The organism is Hydrocarboniphaga effusa AP103, from assembly GCF_000271305.1.
Taxonomy (GTDB): Bacteria; Pseudomonadota; Gammaproteobacteria; order Nevskiales; family Nevskiaceae; genus Hydrocarboniphaga; species Hydrocarboniphaga effusa.
The window spans coordinates 414,381-431,459 of sequence record NZ_AKGD01000001.1 but is presented as its reverse complement, the minus strand read 5'-3'; the positions used below and the strand labels follow the sequence as shown (position 1 = coordinate 431,459).

The following is a 17,079-nucleotide window of genomic DNA, read 5'->3' as shown; positions in this document are numbered from 1 at the left end:
ATCGTCGGCCTGGCCGTTTTTTCTTCATCGATCAATCAATATGACCAAAACGCCCCTCACCGTCCGTGGCGCCGAAAAGCTGCGCGAAGAACTGCGACACCTCAAGTCCGAGGTGCGCCCGCGCGTCATCGCGGCGATCGCCGAAGCCCGCGCGCATGGCGATCTGAAGGAGAACGCCGAATACGCCGCAGCCCGCGAACAGCAGAGCTTCACCGAAGGCCGCATCGGCGAAATCGAAGGCAAGCTCGGCAATTCGCAAGTGATCGACGTGACGACCCTGGAGAACACCGGCAAGGTGATTTTCGGTGCCACCGTGACGGTGGCCGATACCACCAGCGAAGAAGAATCGCGCTATCAGCTCGTCGGCGAAGACGAGGCCGACTCCAAGGCCGGCCTGATCTCTTACAACTCGCCGATCGCGCGTGCCCTGATCGGCAAGGAAGAAGGCGACGTGGTGGAAGTTCGCGCCCCGGGCGGGCCGCGCGAGCTCGAGATCGTGAAGGTGGAGTACATCTGATGACGGGAGACGGGAAACCGGAGACGGGAGGCGTAACGCCACGTCGGTTCGTCTCCGGTTCCCCGTTTCCCGTTCCGCGGCTGTTCGCATGACCCAGAAACGCAGCGACAGCAGTGCGCGCTGGCTTGCCGAGCACGAGGCCGACCTGTATGTCCAGAAGGCCAGAAAGCTCGGTTACCGCTCGCGGGCGGTGTTCAAGCTCCAGGAGATCCTCGAGAAGGACAGGCTCGTCCGTCCCGGCATGATCGTCGTCGACCTCGGCGCGGCCCCGGGCGGCTGGAGCCAGATCACGCGTCCGCTGCTCGGCAGCAAGGGGCGACTCATCGCCCTCGACATCCTGCCGATCGAGCCACTCAAGGACGTCGAGATAATCCTCGGCGACTTTCGTGAGGAGTCGGTGCTGCGCGAGCTCGAGTCCCGCGTGGGCGCCGCCAGCGGGGGGGCGGCGGTCGACCTTGTATTGTCGGACATGGCCCCCAATATGAGCGGGGTGGACGCTGCCGATCAGGCTTCCTCTCTTTATTTATGTGAGCTGGCGCTGGAGTTCTGCGCCGGCCATCTGAAGAAGGGGGGCGCCTATGTGGTCAAGGTGTTCCAGGGTGAAGGTTTCGACGCATATTTGAAGACGGTGCGGAGTCAGTTCGGCTCCGTCAGTATCCGGAAACCCAAGGCTTCGAGGCCTCGCAGCCGCGAGGTTTACTTGGTAGCGCGAAACTATTTGCGGGTGTAAGGTTCAAAACGAGCGGTCTGCCGCTCTGAATGGATGGGAAGGAACAAGCTTGAACGATCTGGCCAAAAATCTCCTGCTTTGGGTCGTCATCCTCATCGTACTGATGACGGTGTTCCAGAGCTTCGCCGGCCGCAGCCGCGCACAGCCCGAAATCCAATATTCGGACTTCCTCGATCAGGTCAAGCAGGGCAACGTTTCCGAAGTCCTGATCTCCGGTGATCAGCTGCATGGCGAGCTGAAGGGCGGTTCGCGCTTCGTCACGATCAGCCCCGAGACCAACAACTCCGGCCTCATCAAGGATCTGATCGAAAACCGCGTCAAGTTCACGGGCGAAAAGCCGCGTGAAACGCCGCTGCTGACGCAATTGTTGTTCAGCTTCGGGCCGATCCTGCTGCTGATCGCGGTCTGGGTGTACTTCATGCGCCAGATGCAGGGCGGGGCGGGGGGGCGTGGGGCGATGAGCTTCGGCAAATCCCGCGCGCGCATGCTCAACGCAGACCAAGTCAAGATCACGTTCAATGACGTCGCCGGCGTCGAAGAAGCCAAGCAGGAAGTGGCCGAGCTCGTCGACTTTCTCAAAGACCCGGGCAAGTTCCAGAAGCTCGGCGGCAAGATTCCGCGCGGCGTGCTGATGGTCGGCTCGCCGGGCACCGGCAAGACGCTGCTGGCCAAGGCCATCGCAGGCGAAGCTGGCGTGCCGTTCTTCGCGATCTCGGGTTCGGACTTCGTCGAAATGTTCGTCGGCGTCGGCGCCAGCCGCGTGCGCGACATGTTCGAGCAAGCCAAGAAGCATGCGCCGTGCATCATCTTCATCGACGAAATCGATGCTGTCGGCCGTCATCGTGGCGCCGGTCTGGGTGGCGGTCACGACGAGCGCGAGCAGACGCTCAACCAGCTGCTCGTCGAGATGGATGGCTTCGAGGGCAGCGAGGGCGTGATCGTCATCGCGGCGACCAACCGCCCTGACGTGCTCGATCCGGCGCTGCTGCGTCCGGGCCGCTTCGATCGCCAGGTCGTGGTGCCGCTGCCCGACGTGCGCGGCCGCGAGCAGATCGTCAAGGTTCATATGCGCGCCGTGCCGCTGGCCGACAACGTCAAGCCGGAGATCATCGCGCGTGCGACTCCGGGCTTCTCGGGCGCCGATCTGGCCAACCTCGTCAACGAGGCAGCGCTGTTCGCCGCTCGCGCCAATAAGCGTCTGGTCGATCACGACGATTTCGAGAAGGCCAAGGACAAGATCATGATGGGGGCTGAACGGCGCTCGATGGTCATGTCCGAGAGCGAGAAGAAGCTCACCGCCTATCACGAAGCCGGCCACGCGATCGTCGGCCTGTCGGTGCCGGATCACGATCCGGTCTACAAGGTCACGATCATTCCGCGCGGCCGTGCACTCGGCGTGACGATGTTCCTGCCTGAGGAAGACCGCTACAGCTACACGCTGGAGCGCCTCAATAGCCAGATCTGCTCGCTGTTCGGTGGCCGTCTCGCCGAAGAGCTGATCTTCGGCTTCGACAAGGTGACCACGGGCGCTTCGAATGACATCGAACGTGCCACCGACATCGCCCGCAACATGGTCACGAAGTGGGGTATGTCGAACAAGCTCGGCCCGCTTTCGTATTCCGAAGACAACGGCGAAGTCTTTCTCGGCAAGAGCGTGACGCAGACCAAGAGCGTATCGGACGACACCGCGCATGCGATCGATCTCGAAGTGCGTGGCGTCATCGAGAGCAACTACGGTCGTGCCAAGCAGATTCTCGTCGACAACATGGAGAAGCTCCATGTGATGGCCGAGGCCCTGCTCAAGTACGAAACGATCGACAGCGACCAGATTCGCGACATCATGGAAGGTCGTCAGCCCGGTCCGCCGGAGTCCTGGAACGACAGCAATCGCACCAATCCGCCGCCGCGCAGCACCGGCAGTGGAACGGGCGCCGGTGCGATGCCACCGGTAAATCCGCGGCCGGCCGGCTCGCCCCCATAAGGCGCGCAGCCAGATCATCGATATCCGAGGCCGGCCCAAGTGCCGGCCTCTCTCTTTGCAGGCATCCAATGACTCGGCTGCAGCTCCCCGACCGAACGCTCGACCTGACCGAGCCGGCGGTCATGGGCATATTGAACGTCACTCCGGATTCGTTCTCCGACGGTGGGAGATTCGCGCAGCTCGATTCCGCATTGCATCGTGCCGAGCAGATGCTCGCCGAGGGCGCGCGCATCATCGATGTCGGTGGTGAATCGACGCGCCCCGGCGCTCCACCGGTGCCTCTGCAAGAGGAACTCGATCGCGTCGTTCCGGTGATCGAGGCCTTGCGCCGGCGCCTGGACATCGCCATCTCGGTGGACACGTTCAAGCCGTCGGTAATGGAAGCCGCCTGCGCCGCCGGTGCGCATCTGATCAACGACATTCGGGCGCTCGAAGAAGACGGCGCGCTGGCGGTCGTGCTGCGGCATCGGGCCGCGGTGTGCCTGATGCACATGCAGGGGCAGCCCCAGAGCATGCAGGCCGCGCCCCACTACGAGGACGTGGTGTCCGAGGTCGCGAGTTATCTGCGCGGACGAGCGGATGCCTGCCTCGCAGCCGGTGTCCCGAAGGAGGCCATCGCGATCGATCCGGGCATCGGCTTCGGCAAGAACCTCGAGCACAACCTCAAGCTGCTCGCGCACGGGCGGAGATTGGGGCAGCTTGGCTTCCCGCTGCTGATCGGTGTTTCGCGCAAATCGATGTTCCAGCACCTGCTCGGCCTACCGGTCGACCGGCGGCTTCATGCGAGCCTTGCCGCCGCTTGCCTGTCGGTCTGGCAAGGTGCGGCTATCATTCGGGCCCACGATGTGCGGCATACCGTCGAGGCGGTGAGAGTGGCGGCCGCCATCCGCCAGGCCAGCAGCACCGACACGGAGGCGTCGCCCTTTTGATGAGCAGGCAGTTTTTTGGTACCGACGGCATCCGCGGTCTGGTCGGCAAAGCGCCGATGACTCCCGAATTCGCGCTCAAGCTCGGCTGGGCAGCGGGCCGTGTGCTCGCGCGCGAGCCTGGCGCTCACGTGCTGATCGGCAAGGACACGCGGCGCTCGGGCTACCTGTTCGAATCGGCGCTCGAAGCGGGCTTGTCGTCGGCCGGGGTTCGCGTGAGTCTGCTCGGCCCGCTGCCGACGCCTGCCGTGGCCTTCCTGACGCGCGATGTCGGGGCGCAGGCTGGTATCGTCATCAGCGCGTCGCACAACCCGCATCACGACAACGGCGTGAAGTTCTTCTCGGCCGACGGCGACAAGCTCAGCGATGCGGTCGAAGAGGAAATCGAGAGCTGGGTCGCGAAGGATCTGGTCTGCGTCGAACCCGAACAGCTCGGCCTCGTGCGCCGCTTCGACGATGGCCGCCGGCGCTATGTGCAGTTCTGCTGCGAGAGCTATCACGGTCCTTCGCTGCAAGGGCTACGCATCGTGCTCGATTGCGCCAACGGCGCCGCCTATCAGGTCGGCCCGGAAGTGCTGCGCAAGCTCGGGGCCGAAGTGGTCTCGATCGCGGATCAGCCCGACGGCTTCAACATCAATCGCGACTGCGGCTCCACGCACATGGAGCATCTTCAGCAGGCGGTACTGCAGCACAAGGCCGATCTCGGTATCGCCTTCGATGGCGACGCCGATCGTTGCCTGCTGATCGATGCAAGCGGCCACACGGTCGATGGTGACCAGATTCTTTACATCATCGCGCGCAGTCGCCTCGAGGCCGGGCAATTGCGGGGGCCGGTGGTCGGCACGCTGATGAGCAACCTCGGCGTCGAACAGGCGATCAGGGCGCTCGGCGTCGGCTTCGAGCGGGCCAAGGTGGGCGACCGCTACGTGCTCGAACTCATGCGCGCGCAGGGCTCCAATCTCGGCGGCGAAGGCTCCGGGCACACCATTTGTCTCGATCGGACACGAACCGGCGACGGCATCGTCTCGGCGTTGCAGGTACTCGCCGCGATGCAAACGGCGGGAACTGCGCTTGCCGAACTCATCGCCGGCGTAAGCCTGTTCCCGCAGGTGCTCATCAACGTGAAGGTCGACGGTTCTGCCGCGCGAGTACTCAAGCAGCCGCCGGTGGCCGAGTCCGTGCGGATTTCGGAGGGACGGCTCGGCGGGCGAGGGCGCGTGCTCCTGCGTGCTTCGGGCACCGAGCCGCTGATTCGCGTGATGGTCGAAGCCGATCAGCAAAGCGCGGCACAATCCGAGGCTGAATTCATTGCATCCCGCGTGCAGGCCGCCGCGGCGCCATCCACTCACTGACACGACTGAAACGGAACATGACGCGCAAATATCTGGTTGCCGGCAATTGGAAAATGAACGGCTCGCTGAAAGCCAACGCCGAGTTGCTCTCGAGCATCGCGGCCAAGACCGGTGAAGTGGCCGGTGTCGAACTGCTCGTATGTCCGACGGCCGTTCATCTCGAATCGGTCGGCAAGTTGCTGCCGGCCGGTGTCGTCCTCGGCGCGCAGAATCTCAGCGAACAGACCAAGGCCGGTGCTTTCACGGGCGAAATCCTCGGTTCGATGTTGACCGAGCTCGGAGTTCGCTACGTGCTCGTGGGTCACTCCGAACGCCGCTCGCTGTACGGCGAGAGCGACCTGCGCGTGGCGGAGAAATTCAAGGCTGCCCAGGCTCAAAACCTGGTTCCGGTGCTCTGCGTCGGCGAGACGCTCGAAGAGCGCGAATCCGACCAGACCGAAGGCGTGCTGACGCGCCAGCTCAATGCGGTGATCGAGCTCTGTGGCATCGATTCGTTCGCCAACGCCGTCATTGCCTATGAGCCGGTCTGGGCGATCGGCACCGGCAAGACCGCCTCGCCGGAGCAGGCCCAGCAGGCACATGCCTTCATCCGTGGCTTGTTGTCGAAGCGGAATGCTACGATAGCGGGCTCCATTCGCTTGCTGTACGGCGGCAGCGTGAAGCCGGACAACGCCAACGAACTGTTCGCCTGCGCGGACATCGATGGCGGTCTGATCGGCGGCGCTTCTCTCAAAGCGGCTGATTTCCTCGGTATCGCGCTCGCAGCGCAGTCCCTTTCGACGTAATCCGAGTAATCAAGCGCGACCGGCAAGCGAAGGTCCCGGGAGAGCTTTCCCGGGATATCTCGAAGAATTCTGGAAGATTGTCTCAATGCATACGTTTCTCGTGGTTCTGCAGGTTCTGGTCGCCATCGGCGTCATCGGCTTGGTGCTGATCCAGCACGGCAAGGGTGCCGACGCCGGCGCCGCCTTCGGCAGCGGCGCTTCGGGCACCGTCTTCGGTGCGCGGGGGGCGGCCAACTTCCTGTCTCGCCTGACGGCCGGCCTCGCATTCGTATTCTTTCTGAGCAGCCTCGCGCTGGCCTACTGGGTCGGCGGCCGCAGCTCGGCGCCGACCAGCGTCGTCGACTCGGTGCAACAGGCTCCGCTCAATGGCGAGCCTGTGCCTGCCCCGGCGCCAGCCGAACAGCCTTCGGCCGACCCTTCGCAGCCCGCTGCTGCCGAGCAGCCGAAGGTTCCGGAGTAGAAACCGCAAACCGGATTCGTTGTTTTCAAGTCGTCGAAAAAAAGTAAAAAAATACGAAGACAAACGCGAAGTCAGGCTGTAAGATTCGCGCCCTTGCCGATGTGGCGGAATTGGTAGACGCACTACCTTGAGGTGGTAGCGGGGAAACCTGTCCGAGTTCGAGTCTCGGCATCGGCACCAATATATTCAAGCAGTTACGAACGGCCCTTTTAGGGCCGTTGTCGTTTTCTGCATTTGTCGCTGCTTTTCCATCTGCCCCGAGTAAACGGCGGGCCAATTGGCTGTTTGCTTCGGAGTTCGCATGCGCCCTGGCCCTTGGAGCCGTAGCGGCAGTTTCCCGCGGTGAAGTGCTTTTTCCTGAGCCGTATTCCTCGATCTCTCGTCGCAGTCGTGCATTCCTTCCGTTCGGGCCTTGGGCGCTGCCGTCGAAAGCTGCGCGGGTCACGTCAGCAGGGGGCAACGGTGCAGCATGCTGCTCGGCACGTCTGGCCGGATTTATTGTTCTGAACGGGACATGAATTCAATGGCTGCGCGCCCTATACTTCTCGCCACGAAGCGCCGATGGGGATCGCGCTTCGCACTGGGGGGAAACGTGTTCTATCTCGATCCTGTCAGCGGCGATCGCAGGCTGAAGCGACGTTATGTCTGGGCGTTCGCGGGCTTCGCTTTGGGTCTTCTGGTCGGCAAGCTGCTGCTCTGAGTCGCCGGCTCAGCTTCCACTGGGCGCTGCGAGCTTGATATGAAATCCCAGGCCGGTAGTATCGATGTCGTCATGGAAGACGGCTGCGCCCGCGTGGGCGCCTGCACTTGCAGGAGAACAGGATGTTCTACTTCGATCGGCTCACCGGCGCTCGCCGCTTGAAGCCCCGCTATCTCTGGTCGCTCACTTGTTTCGTTGCGGGGCTCGCCGTCGGCGCGGGCCTTCGTCTGTTCGTCTGACGATGCTCATCGGGTAGGCTTGGCGGGCCCGCCGCGCGGCTTGCCGATCAGATCGCCGACCCGCGAAGAAAGCGTCTTCATCGGAAACGGTTTGGTGATCATCTGCATGCCCGGCTCCAGGAAGCCCGATGACACGGCGGCGTTTTCGGCGTAGCCGGTCATGAACAAGACTTTGAGCTCCGGGCGCAGCTTGCGCGCCGTATCGGCAACCTGCCGTCCATTGAGTCCGGGCAGCCCGATATCGGTGACGAGCAGATCAATGCGGCGTTCCGAGTCGAGAAGCTTCACCGCGGTTGGCCCATCCGCGGCCTCGAGTACGGAGTAACCGAGCTCTTGCAGTACCTCGGCGACGAGCGCGCGCACCACACGCTCGTCTTCGACGAGCAGGATGGTCTCACCCGCGTTGTGGACGGGACTGTGCTCGGCTTCAAGGCCGATGGAATGGTCTTCGTCGTTGCCGTGAAAGCGCGGCAGGTAGAGTTTCACCGTCGTGCCTTTCCCGACCTCGCTGTAGATCTTCGCGTAACCCTCGGATTGCCGTGCGAAGCCGTAGATCATCGACAGGCCCAGCCCGGTGCCCTGGCCGACCGGCTTGGTCGTGAAGAACGGGTCGAAGGCGCGCGTGATCACCTCGGGCGTCATGCCATCGCCGGTATCGGTGACGCAGATGCAGACGTACTGGCCCGGCGTGACTTCGCGTTGCCGCGCCGCGTAAGCGTTGTCGAGATGTGCGTTGCAGGTTTCGATCGTGAGCTTGCCGCCTTGGGGCATGGCGTCGCGCGCGTTGATCGCGAGATTGAGGATCGCGTTTTCGAGTTGGTTGGTGTCGCAGCGCGTCATCCACAAGCCACCCGCGAGCACCAGCTCGATGTCGATCGAAACCCCCAGCGAGCGACGCAGCAGATCTTCCATCGACGCGATCAGCTGGTTGGCGTGCACCGGCTTGGGATCGAGCGGCTGGCGACGTGCGAAAGCCAGCAGCCGATGCGTGAGCGCAGCCGCGCGATTGGCAGAGGTCATCGCGCTGCCGACGAAGCGATCCGCCTCGACCAGGCGACCGCGCGTGATGTAGGTCTGCACCAGATCGAGGGAGCCGACGATGCCCTGCAGCAGGTTGTTGAAATCGTGTGCGATGCCGCCGGTGAGCTGGCCGACGGCCTCCATTTTCTGAGCCTGGCGCAAGGCCTCTTCGGCGGCGGAGCGCTCGGCCACTTCGGTAGCGACGCGATGCTCCAGTGTGTCGTTGAGCACGCGCAGCTCTTCCTCGATGCTCTTGCGTGCGGTGATGTCGAAGCAGACCCCGACGTAGCGCTGCGGCAGGCGGTCGTTGTCTTGTATGACTTCGCCGCGACGCGCGAGCCATCGGATCTCGCCGGTCTGTGGATCGCGGATCCGGTACTCGGTGTAGTCGAGTGGGTTGGGCGTGTTCTCGAGCAGCGCGGGGCCGGTGCGTTTGCGATCGTCCGGCAACACCAGCGAGACCAGCGTATCGGCGCTGACCTCGGAGTCGGCGGGCAGGTTCCAGATGCGGCGGAACTCGTCGGAGATGACGACTTCGCCGGTGTCCGGAAACCATTCGAAGGCACCGATGCCGCCGGCTTTCTGCGCGATGCGCAGGCGTTCTTCCGCGCTCGCGCGGTCGGTGGCGTCGGTGCCTTCGACGAAGATGGCGATCACCGCTCCGTCCTTCGCGCGGATCGGCTGGTAGACGAAGTCGAGGATGTGCTCGCGCAGTTCTTCGTCGTCGCGGCGACGCAGCAGCACGCTCACGTGCGTGCCGACGAAAGGCTCGCCGGTACGATAGACGCGATCGAGCAGATCGACGAAGCCCTGTTCGGCCACCTCGGGCATCACCTCACGAATCGGCTTGCCGAGCACCTCGCGATCGCCGATCAGCCGCTGATACGGTTCGTTGAGGAGTTCGAACACGTGGTCGGGCCCGCGCAATACGGCGATGAAGCTCGGCGAGTGCTGGAACATGTCGCGCAGAAAATCGGTCTCGGCTTCGAGCTTGCGATTGGCGGCTTCGATGGCCTCGCGCTGCGCACGCAGCTCCTCGTTGAGCCGTTTGAGCTGCTGCTCGTTCTGCTGCTGGCGCTGCAGCGCCAGCACCTTCGCAGTGGTTTCGACCACCGTGCAGAGTATCGCGGAAACCACGCCCGCCTCATCGCGCGTCGGCGCGTAGTACAGATCGAACCAGACCTCTTCGGGCGCGCCGTTGCGCATGAGCAGCAGTTGCTGATCGGTGTACGTGAGCGTTTCGCCGCGAAAGCCGGCCTCGATGATGCGGCGGTTCCAGCTTTCCCAGATCTCGGGCCAGATGCTTGGCACGGTGCCGCCGAGCGCTTGCGGGTGACGCTTGCCGGCGATCAGCGAATAGGCGTCGTTGTAGATCATGACGTGATCGCGACCGCACATGAGTACCATGGCGACCGGTGAGCCGAGCACGATCTCGACCGTCGTGCGCAGGCTTTGCGGCCAGCTCGCGATCGGCCCGAGCGAGGTACGGGACCAGTCGAAGGCTCGAACCAGTGCGGCGGTTTGGCTGTTGACGCGGGGCCAGACTGGGAAGGCGGCGTCCATTGTGCAAAGGGCGTCGTCGCGGGAAGGTGCGACGATGATGCCCGAGATGCGATGAGGCGGGAACGACCTGAGTCACCGGCAGGTGCCGCGCGACTTCGACAAGCTGCGCCGGTCGCGGCGAGCGGCCGTTATCATCGGAACCCGACTCGATCAGGAATCCCGCTTTGCCCATGAGCCCGACGAAAATCGTCCTGGCCGATCCGCAGCCGCTCGTTCGCAGTGGCCTGCGTTGCCTGATCGAAACCCTGCCAGGCCTGCAGGTCTGCGCCGAGGTTTCGACCGGCGATGAGCTGCTCGCCGTGGTGGTCGAACAAAAGCCTGGAATCGTGGTGACCGAGCTCAGCTTGAGCGGCATGAGCGGCGTCGACGCTGCGCGCAGGCTCATGCGACACATGCCGCAGTTGCGCATCCTGGTCGTCAGTGCCGAGCTGCAGGCGGTGCAGGTGAAGGCCGCGCTCCGCGCCGGCATCGCCGGCTACGTGAGCAAGTCGGCCGAGCCCGCGGAGCTGCAGATCGCCCTGCGCGCAATGATCGACGGCAATCCGTACCTGAGCCCGCATGTCGCTCGTCATGCTCTGGAACGCCGTCGGTCGCGACGCCCCCATGACAGCGTCATTCTTTCGTCACGTCAGCGCGAAGTGCTGCAACTCGTGGGGCGAGGGAAGTCGACCAAGGAGATCGCGCTGCTCATGGGGGTATCGGCGAAGACCGTCGAAACCCACCGGCTGCGCCTCATGCAGGCGCTGGACCTGAGCAATATCAATGCTTTGATCCACTTCGCGACCCGTCTTCAGATGGAGGCGGGAGCCCTCGAGTAAGCCTGCTTCAGGCCGCTGTAACGTCCGGTTTCCGTTGTGGGAATTATCCTTACAAAGCGTAAGAAATACTCCTATTTTTCTATTCGGCTCCAGTAGGGACTATGGATTACGGGCCGCTGTTCGGCTCATCAAGAACCCCAGAGGAGACCGTCCATGAGCGCCAAGCCACAGCTGCGGATGCAGGCCGGACAAAGCCAGGTCATGACGCAGCAATTGCTGCAGTCGATCCGTTTGCTGCAGCTGAACTCGCAGGAGCTCGAGCTCGAAGTCACGCAGGCGCTCGAATCGAACCTGCTGCTGGAGGCCGACGATAAGCTCGACGACGAACTCGAGGCGCCGTCCGAACCGAACGCCGAGGCCACAGTGGACTCCATCGACCAGAACGGTTCCGAGGCCGAATCCGTGCGCGAAGTCAGCGGAGCGGATGCCGGTGCCCACCGCGAGGTCGAGGCCGACTTCGACTGGTCGAGCAGCGAAAGCTGGAGCGGCGGCGAGCCGCCCGAGGAAGACGGCGAACCGGCTTCCGCCCGAGTCGCCGAAGCCCTGCCGAGCGATCCGCGCCTGCAGGCACTCGCCCAACTGCAACTCGTGGTGACCGAGGCGCGCGAGGCCGAACTCGTCGCCGCGATCATCGATGCGGTCGACGACAGCGGATACCTGAGCGAGTCGCTCGAAGACATCGTCGCCAGGCATACGCAGGGTTACACGATCGCGGAAGCCGAGGCCGCCCTGCGTCGCGTGCAATCGGTGGAGCCGACCGGCTTCGCGGCACGCAGCCTGTCCGAGTGCCTGAGCCTGCAGCTCGAAGCCTTGCCGGTCGGCACAAAGGGCCGGCTCATCGCGCTCGAAATCGTGCGTGAGCATATCGGGGCATTGGCCAACCTGACCGAAGGCGCGCTGGCTTCGCTGCTCGATTACCGCATCGGGCAGATTCACCAGGCCCTGCTTCTGATCAAAAGCCTCGATCCCAAGCCCGGCGCGAGTGGGGCCGTCGCAGCCCAGGCGGTAGTGCCCGAGATCATCGTCAGTGGTCGTCCGGGCGCCTGGCGCGTCGAGCTGAACCCCGAAACCCTGCCGCGCGTGCGCATCAACCGGGGCTACGAAAAGGCGATCGGTGGGCCCGGCGCGGCCGCCCGGTTCAAAGCCCTGCGCGACCAGCTCAACGAGGCCCGCTGGCTGGTGCGTGGCCTGGAAATGCGCCAGGAGACGCTGATCAGGACCGCCCGCACGGTATTCGAGCGCCAACGCGAGTTCCTGATCCGGGGCGAAGAGGCGATGGCCCCGCTCAATCTGATGGACGTCGCGAATGCCATCGGGGTCCACGAATCAACCGTTAGTCGTGTCGTTGCCAACAAGTACGCCCTTACTCCTTGGGGCGTGTACCCGCTCAAGGCATTCTTCCCCGTGCAAATTGCCGGACGCGAGGCGGAGACCTCGGGTACAGCGGTCCGCGCGATGATTCGCAAGATCATCGACGCCGAAAACCGTGCACGTCCGTTGTCTGATGGGGAAGTCGCGGCGCTGCTAGCGCGCCGGGGCGTGAATGTGGCGCGTCGCACGGTGGCCAAGTATCGGGAGGGGATGCGCATCCCCCCGGCACCCGAGCGTATGCTGCCTTTGCAGAGAGCAACGGCGTAAGCCGTCCGGAGTAAGCTGCCATGTACAGGAAGTACAGGCCTGCTGCGGCTACCAAGGAAATACACGATGAAGCGGTTGAGGACTTTGTTGGTCGACGACAATCAGGCCTTTCTGGCGTTGTCGAAGCATTTGCTGACGCCCATGGACGGCGTCGAAGTGATCGGTTTCGGCTATGACGGATTCGATGCCGTCCGCCTTGCCGAGGAGTTGCACCCCGACCTCATCATCATGGACCTCGTCATGCCCGGCATGGGCGGATTGCAGGCCACCCGACTCATCAAGGCGCAGCACCAGCCGCCGCAGATCGTCATCGCCAGCTACTACGACGATGCCGAACATCGCGAGCACGCCGCCGCGGCCGGCGCCGACGGCTTTGTCGGCAAGAACGCCTACGAGCAGCAGATCGCGCTGTTCCTCAGCAATCGCGGTCCGGTGGTTGGCTAGCGCGTCTACATGTCCGAATCACGCGTACTCATCATCGACCACGACGCGGAGCGCGCCCACGCGCACGCGGCGATCCTGCAGTTCATCGACTATCGCGCGGTCCATGTCGACAGCGTCGCCGAGATTCCGCTGGCCGACCATCGTCCGCAGGACTGGCTCGCGATCCTGCTCGGCCACGAGACGCAATGGGATCGGCTCGAGCAGTTCGTCGACTGGCTCCGGCGTGATCGCTATCACCCGCCGGTGCTGGTGCTGCAGCCGTATCTGGAGATGGCGCGCGAGCGCCTGGGCCTCGACGAATCGGCGCTGCTGACGCTCGAAACCCCGGTCAAATACAGCCAGCTCAACGAGCTGCTGCGGCGCGCGGGCCTGCTGCGCATGGACCGTCAGGCCGCGGCCACGCGTCGCTCCGGCCCGACCGGAAACTCCACCGCGATCCGCCGCGTGCGGCAGATGATCGCGCAGGTTGCGCCGTTCGATTCCACCGTGATGATCACGGGCGAATCGGGCACCGGCAAGGAAGTGGCGGCGCGGGCGGTTCACGATCAGTCCGCGAGGCGCGACCAGCCGTTCGTTGCGGTCAACTGTGGAGCGATTCCGTCCGAGCTGCTCGAATCCGAATTGTTCGGCCACGAGAAGGGCGCGTTCACGGGCGCGATCACCGCGCGCAAGGGCCGCTTCGAAATGGCCGACGGCGGCACGCTGTTCCTCGACGAGATCGGCGACATGGCGCTGCCGATGCAGGTGAAGATCCTGCGCGTGCTGCAGGAGCGCACTTTCGAGCGCGTGGGTGGAACGCGCAGCCAGCGCTGCAACGTGCGCATTATCGCGGCCACGCATCGCAACCTCGAGGACGCCATCATCAAGGGCAGCTTCCGCGAGGATCTGTACTACCGCCTCAACGTGTTCCCGATCGAAATGCCGCCGCTGCGCGAGCGTCTCGAAGACCTGCCGATGCTGATGGACGATCTGGCCAAGGCGATGGAGCGCAACGGCCACGGCCAGGCCGCGCTGACGGCCGATGCGGTGCATGCGCTGCGTGCGTATCACTGGCCCGGCAACGTGCGCGAGCTGTCGAACCTGTTCGAACGGCTTGCGGTGCTGCATCCGGGGCGCCAGGTCAGCGCCGCGGAATTGCCGCGCCAGTATCGGGGGGTGGCGGCCGGCACCGCGACCGCTTCGGCGCAGGCTCCGGCGCCCAAGCCTGCGCCGGTCTACAACGACTGCGTCGTGCTGCCGCAGTCGGCCGAGGCGCCGGTGGCGCAGCGCCTTGGTTCGCAGCTGCCGCCCGAAGGCGTGAACCTGAAAGATCACATCGAGGCGATCGAGATCGACCTGATCAAGCAGGCGCTCGACAAGTCCGATGGCGTCGTCGCGCATGCGGCCAAGCTGCTCAACACGCGTCGCACCACGCTCGTCGAAAAGCTGCGCAAGTACGGCCTCTCGCGCGACTTGCAGGACGACGATCCGCTCGACGGTCCGCAGAACGAAAGCGTCGGCCGCGCACGACAATCCTGAAGGGTATGTGCCGATTGTCGAATGCGGAAAAGCCCAGGTCCGACCTGGGCTTTTTTGTTTTGCGCAACCGCTGAAAGCGCGGCGTCGGCATTCCGGCGCGAAAGCTTCGCCGGGAATTCGTCACCGTGCGAGTCGACTGATTGAAACGCCTGGGCGAAGCGCTTCGCTACAGTCGGGCACAGCGCTTGCCTTAAGTCCGCGACCTTATGTTTCGCAGGATACCGCGATGAGCAGCGTCGACATCAACAGTGTGTTGTCGCAGATCAGAACGCTGAGCCAGCAAGCCGGTGCAAAGCCGGCTGGCCTGCCCCCGCTGCGCGGCGACATCGCAACGCAGGGCGGGCAGGCGACGCAGCCGGGCAATGGCTTCGCCGATCTCGTGCGCGAGGGCATTCGGAACGTCGCTGACGCGCAGAACGGTGCGAGCGCTCAGCAGCGCGCCTTCGAGCTCGGCGATCCGAACACCGATCTGGCGACCGTGATGGTGGCTTCGGCCAAGGCGCAGGTGTCGTTTCGCGCGATGGTCGAAGTGCGCAATCGCGTCGTCAGCGCGTATCAGGAAGTCATGAACATGCCGCTCTAGTCCAGTTGCGCCGAGCTGCGCACGAGCAGCGAAACGATTCGATGAACTGAGACACCTATGGCCGAACTCACCACCCAAAGCGCAATCGACACCTTGAGGCAGATGCAAGGCCTCAAGGATGTTCCGTTGCTGCGCCAGCTCGCGATGTTCGCGGCCGTGTCGATCGCCGTCGCGGTCGGCCTGTCGCTCTACAACTGGTCGCAGAAGCCCGAATACCTGCCGCTGTATCCGGGCCTTTCTGCCCAGGATTCGGCCGAGCTCGCCGATGCCTTGCGCGCCGCCGCGATCGACTATCGGCTCGACGCTTCCACCGGTGCGGTCACCGTCGCGCCGGATCAGGTGCATGCCGCTCGCCTGAAGACGGCCGCGCTCGGCCTGCCCAAGGGCAGCGCGCCGGGCTTCGAAATGATCCAGCAGGATCAGGGCTTCGGCGTTTCGCAGTTCATCGAAAACGCGCGCTACCAGCTCGCGCTCGAAACCGAACTCGCGCGCACGGTCTCGAGCCTGCAGCCGGTCAAAAGCGCGCGCGTGCATCTGGCGGTGCCCAAGCCGAGCGCGTTCACCCAGCAGGGTCGCGGCGGCGCATCGGCCTCGGTCGTCGTCGAGCTGCATCCGGGCCGCAAGCTCGAGGCGAACCAGGTCGATTCGATCCAGCACATCGTCGCTTCGAGCGTGAACGGCATGGCGCCGACGAGCGTGACCGTGATCGATCAATATGGCCGCCTGCTCGGCAACACCGAAGAAAAGAGCGAGTTCGCCGAGAGCGGCGAGCAGTATCAGTTCGCGCGTCGGGCCGAAGCCGACTACGTGCGTCGCATCGAATCGCTGCTCGCCCCGATGCTCGGCGCCGATCGCCTGAGCGCGCAGGTGGCGACCGACTTCGATTTCTCAGTCACCGAAGAAGCGCGCGAAAGCTATCGCCCGGACGGCCAGGTCGTGCGCAGCGAGCAGCTCAACGAAGAAACGCGTCGCGACGGTTCGAGCAGCGAGGCGCAAGGCATTCCGGGCGCGACGAGCAATCAGCCACCGCCAGCTCCGGTGCCGCAGACCGCAACGCAGAACGCGAGCGCTCCGAGTAACGGCCAGAGCAGTGCCGCGACCACGCCGCCGACCCAGAGCACGCGCTCGGAAACGCGCAACTACGAGCTCGATCGCACGCTGAGCCACACGCGCCAGGCGCTCGGCCGCCTGCGCCGCATCTCGGTGGCGGTGCTCGTCGACAACATTCCGCGTGTCGGAGCGGACGGCAAGATCGGCAATGCCGCGTTGACGGCCGACGAACTCGCCAAGGTCGAAGCGCTCGTCAAGCAGGCCGTGGGCTTCGATGCGTCGCGCGGTGACAGCGTGACGGTGCAGAACGCGCCGTTCGTCGTACAGGCGGTCGAAGCGCCGCAGGAAACGCCGCTTTGGCAGCGCAGCGACGTGCGCGACTACGCGCGCCAGGGCATCGGCGCGCTGGTCTTGCTCGGGCTCATCGTTTTCATCGTACGGCCACTGCTGCGCCAGCTCGTCATGGGCCCGGCGCGCAAGGACGAGCCTGAAGCGGCGCATGCGATCGCCGATGCATCCGCAGCCGATGCGCTCACGCACGAATCGCTGCAGACCGATCAGCTGTCGCTGTCATCCGCGCCCGGCCACCACGCCATGGCCGTCGACGCGATGCCGGCGATCGCGAACTCGCATCCGCACTACGAAACCCGCATCGCGGCCGCTCGCAATGCGGTGAATCAAGATCCCAAGCGCGTCGCCCAGGTGGTGAAGACCTGGCTCAACGAAGAGAACTCCTGATGGCGGATCTTGCCGTG

The 17,079-nt window shown here is 64.3% G+C and carries 15 protein-coding genes and 1 tRNA gene; 15 read left to right on the top strand and 1 reads right to left on the bottom strand.

The window, feature by feature from the left end:
* Window positions 1–40 precede the first annotated feature (40 nt).
* The 9 genes from greA to WQQ_RS24135 all read left to right on the top strand — a co-directional run bounded on the left by greA (window position 41) and on the right by WQQ_RS24135 (window position 7,451).
* Complete coding sequence (greA, locus tag WQQ_RS01925) at window positions 41–517, top strand: transcription elongation factor GreA (protein ID WP_007183358.1); 477 nt, start codon at window positions 41–43, stop codon at window positions 515–517.
* An 88-nt stretch (window positions 518–605) separates the two neighbouring features.
* Complete coding sequence (rlmE, locus tag WQQ_RS01920) at window positions 606–1,247, top strand: 23S rRNA (uridine(2552)-2'-O)-methyltransferase RlmE (protein WP_007183357.1); 642 nt, start codon at window positions 606–608, stop codon at window positions 1,245–1,247.
* Between the two features lie 49 nt (window positions 1,248–1,296).
* Window positions 1,297–3,228 carry an ATP-dependent zinc metalloprotease FtsH gene (gene ftsH / locus WQQ_RS01915; RefSeq protein ID WP_007183356.1) on the top strand — a complete coding sequence of 644 codons (1,932 nt, stop codon included), beginning with the start codon at window positions 1,297–1,299 and terminating at the stop codon, window positions 3,226–3,228.
* A 68-nt stretch (window positions 3,229–3,296) separates the two neighbouring features.
* The gene (gene folP / locus WQQ_RS01910) at window positions 3,297–4,157 is read left to right on the top strand and encodes a dihydropteroate synthase (RefSeq protein WP_007183355.1); all 861 of its coding nucleotides are present in this window, start codon (window positions 3,297–3,299) and stop codon (window positions 4,155–4,157) included.
* Window positions 4,154–5,506, top strand: coding sequence for a phosphoglucosamine mutase (glmM, locus tag WQQ_RS01905; protein WP_007183354.1), 1,353 nt, complete (start codon window positions 4,154–4,156; stop codon window positions 5,504–5,506). The genes folP and glmM overlap by 4 nt, the downstream gene beginning before the upstream one ends.
* A 17-nt stretch (window positions 5,507–5,523) precedes the next feature.
* Window positions 5,524–6,291 (top strand): triose-phosphate isomerase, encoded by a 768-nt coding sequence (gene tpiA / locus WQQ_RS01900; RefSeq protein ID WP_007183353.1) that lies wholly within the window; start codon window positions 5,524–5,526, stop codon window positions 6,289–6,291.
* 85 nt (window positions 6,292–6,376) lie between these two features.
* On the top strand, window positions 6,377–6,751 hold the full coding sequence (secG, locus tag WQQ_RS01895; RefSeq protein ID WP_007183352.1) for a preprotein translocase subunit SecG: 375 nt from the start codon (window positions 6,377–6,379) through the stop codon (window positions 6,749–6,751).
* 95 nt (window positions 6,752–6,846) lie between these two features.
* Window positions 6,847–6,931 (top strand) — tRNA-Leu (locus tag WQQ_RS01890).
* Between the two features lie 289 nt (window positions 6,932–7,220).
* Window positions 7,221–7,451 carry a hypothetical protein gene (locus WQQ_RS24135; RefSeq protein ID WP_157534469.1) on the top strand — a complete coding sequence of 77 codons (231 nt, stop codon included), beginning with the start codon at window positions 7,221–7,223 and terminating at the stop codon, window positions 7,449–7,451.
* A 245-nt stretch (window positions 7,452–7,696) separates the two neighbouring features.
* Here the strand turns inward: WQQ_RS24135 and WQQ_RS01885 are convergent, their stop codons facing one another.
* Window positions 7,697–10,273 (bottom strand): response regulator, encoded by a 2,577-nt coding sequence (locus WQQ_RS01885; protein ID WP_007183349.1) that lies wholly within the window; start codon window positions 10,271–10,273, stop codon window positions 7,697–7,699.
* A 170-nt stretch (window positions 10,274–10,443) separates the two neighbouring features.
* On the opposite strand from WQQ_RS01885, the gene WQQ_RS01880 reads away from it, so the two are divergent.
* The 6 genes from WQQ_RS01880 (at window position 10,444) to fliF (ending at window position 17,062) form a co-directional block, all read left to right on the top strand.
* Window positions 10,444–11,091 carry a response regulator gene (locus WQQ_RS01880; RefSeq protein ID WP_007183348.1) on the top strand — a complete coding sequence of 216 codons (648 nt, stop codon included), beginning with the start codon at window positions 10,444–10,446 and terminating at the stop codon, window positions 11,089–11,091.
* A 153-nt stretch (window positions 11,092–11,244) separates the two neighbouring features.
* Entirely contained in the window at window positions 11,245–12,729 is a 1,485-nt protein-coding gene (gene rpoN / locus WQQ_RS01875) for an RNA polymerase factor sigma-54 (RefSeq protein ID WP_007183347.1), read from the top strand.
* A gap of 66 nt (window positions 12,730–12,795) precedes the next feature.
* Window positions 12,796–13,173 carry a response regulator gene (locus WQQ_RS01870; protein ID WP_007183346.1) on the top strand — a complete coding sequence of 126 codons (378 nt, stop codon included), beginning with the start codon at window positions 12,796–12,798 and terminating at the stop codon, window positions 13,171–13,173.
* Between the two features lie 9 nt (window positions 13,174–13,182).
* Window positions 13,183–14,691 (top strand): sigma-54 dependent transcriptional regulator, encoded by a 1,509-nt coding sequence (locus tag WQQ_RS01865; protein ID WP_007183345.1) that lies wholly within the window; start codon window positions 13,183–13,185, stop codon window positions 14,689–14,691.
* Window positions 14,692–14,917: 226 nt separating this feature from the next.
* Window positions 14,918–15,274 (top strand): flagellar hook-basal body complex protein FliE, encoded by a 357-nt coding sequence (fliE, locus tag WQQ_RS01860; RefSeq protein WP_007183344.1) that lies wholly within the window; start codon window positions 14,918–14,920, stop codon window positions 15,272–15,274.
* 57 nt (window positions 15,275–15,331) lie between these two features.
* Entirely contained in the window at window positions 15,332–17,062 is a 1,731-nt protein-coding gene (fliF, locus tag WQQ_RS01855; RefSeq protein WP_007183343.1) for a flagellar basal-body MS-ring/collar protein FliF, read from the top strand.
* Window positions 17,063–17,079 lie beyond the last annotated feature (17 nt).

What these genes read in the sequence shown, in the direction of transcription:
- greA (WP_007183358.1), top strand. Translation starts at nt 41, where the DNA reads ATGACCAAAACGCCCCTCACCGTCCGTGGCGCCGAAAAGCTGCGCGAA.
- rlmE (WP_007183357.1), top strand. Translation starts at nt 606, where the DNA reads ATGACCCAGAAACGCAGCGACAGCAGTGCGCGCTGGCTTGCCGAGCAC.
- folP (WP_007183355.1), top strand. Translation starts at nt 3,297, where the DNA reads ATGACTCGGCTGCAGCTCCCCGACCGAACGCTCGACCTGACCGAGCCG.
- tpiA (WP_007183353.1), top strand. Translation starts at nt 5,524, where the DNA reads ATGACGCGCAAATATCTGGTTGCCGGCAATTGGAAAATGAACGGCTCG.
- secG (WP_007183352.1), top strand. Translation starts at nt 6,377, where the DNA reads ATGCATACGTTTCTCGTGGTTCTGCAGGTTCTGGTCGCCATCGGCGTC.
- WQQ_RS24135 (WP_157534469.1), top strand. Translation starts at nt 7,221, where the DNA reads ATGCTGCTCGGCACGTCTGGCCGGATTTATTGTTCTGAACGGGACATG.
- WQQ_RS01885 (WP_007183349.1), bottom strand. Translation starts at nt 10,273, where the DNA reads ATGGACGCCGCCTTCCCAGTCTGGCCCCGCGTCAACAGCCAAACCGCC.
- WQQ_RS01880 (WP_007183348.1), top strand. Translation starts at nt 10,444, where the DNA reads ATGAGCCCGACGAAAATCGTCCTGGCCGATCCGCAGCCGCTCGTTCGC.
- rpoN (WP_007183347.1), top strand. Translation starts at nt 11,245, where the DNA reads ATGAGCGCCAAGCCACAGCTGCGGATGCAGGCCGGACAAAGCCAGGTC.
- WQQ_RS01870 (WP_007183346.1), top strand. Translation starts at nt 12,796, where the DNA reads ATGAAGCGGTTGAGGACTTTGTTGGTCGACGACAATCAGGCCTTTCTG.
- WQQ_RS01865 (WP_007183345.1), top strand. Translation starts at nt 13,183, where the DNA reads ATGTCCGAATCACGCGTACTCATCATCGACCACGACGCGGAGCGCGCC.
- fliE (WP_007183344.1), top strand. Translation starts at nt 14,918, where the DNA reads ATGAGCAGCGTCGACATCAACAGTGTGTTGTCGCAGATCAGAACGCTG.
- fliF (WP_007183343.1), top strand. Translation starts at nt 15,332, where the DNA reads ATGGCCGAACTCACCACCCAAAGCGCAATCGACACCTTGAGGCAGATG.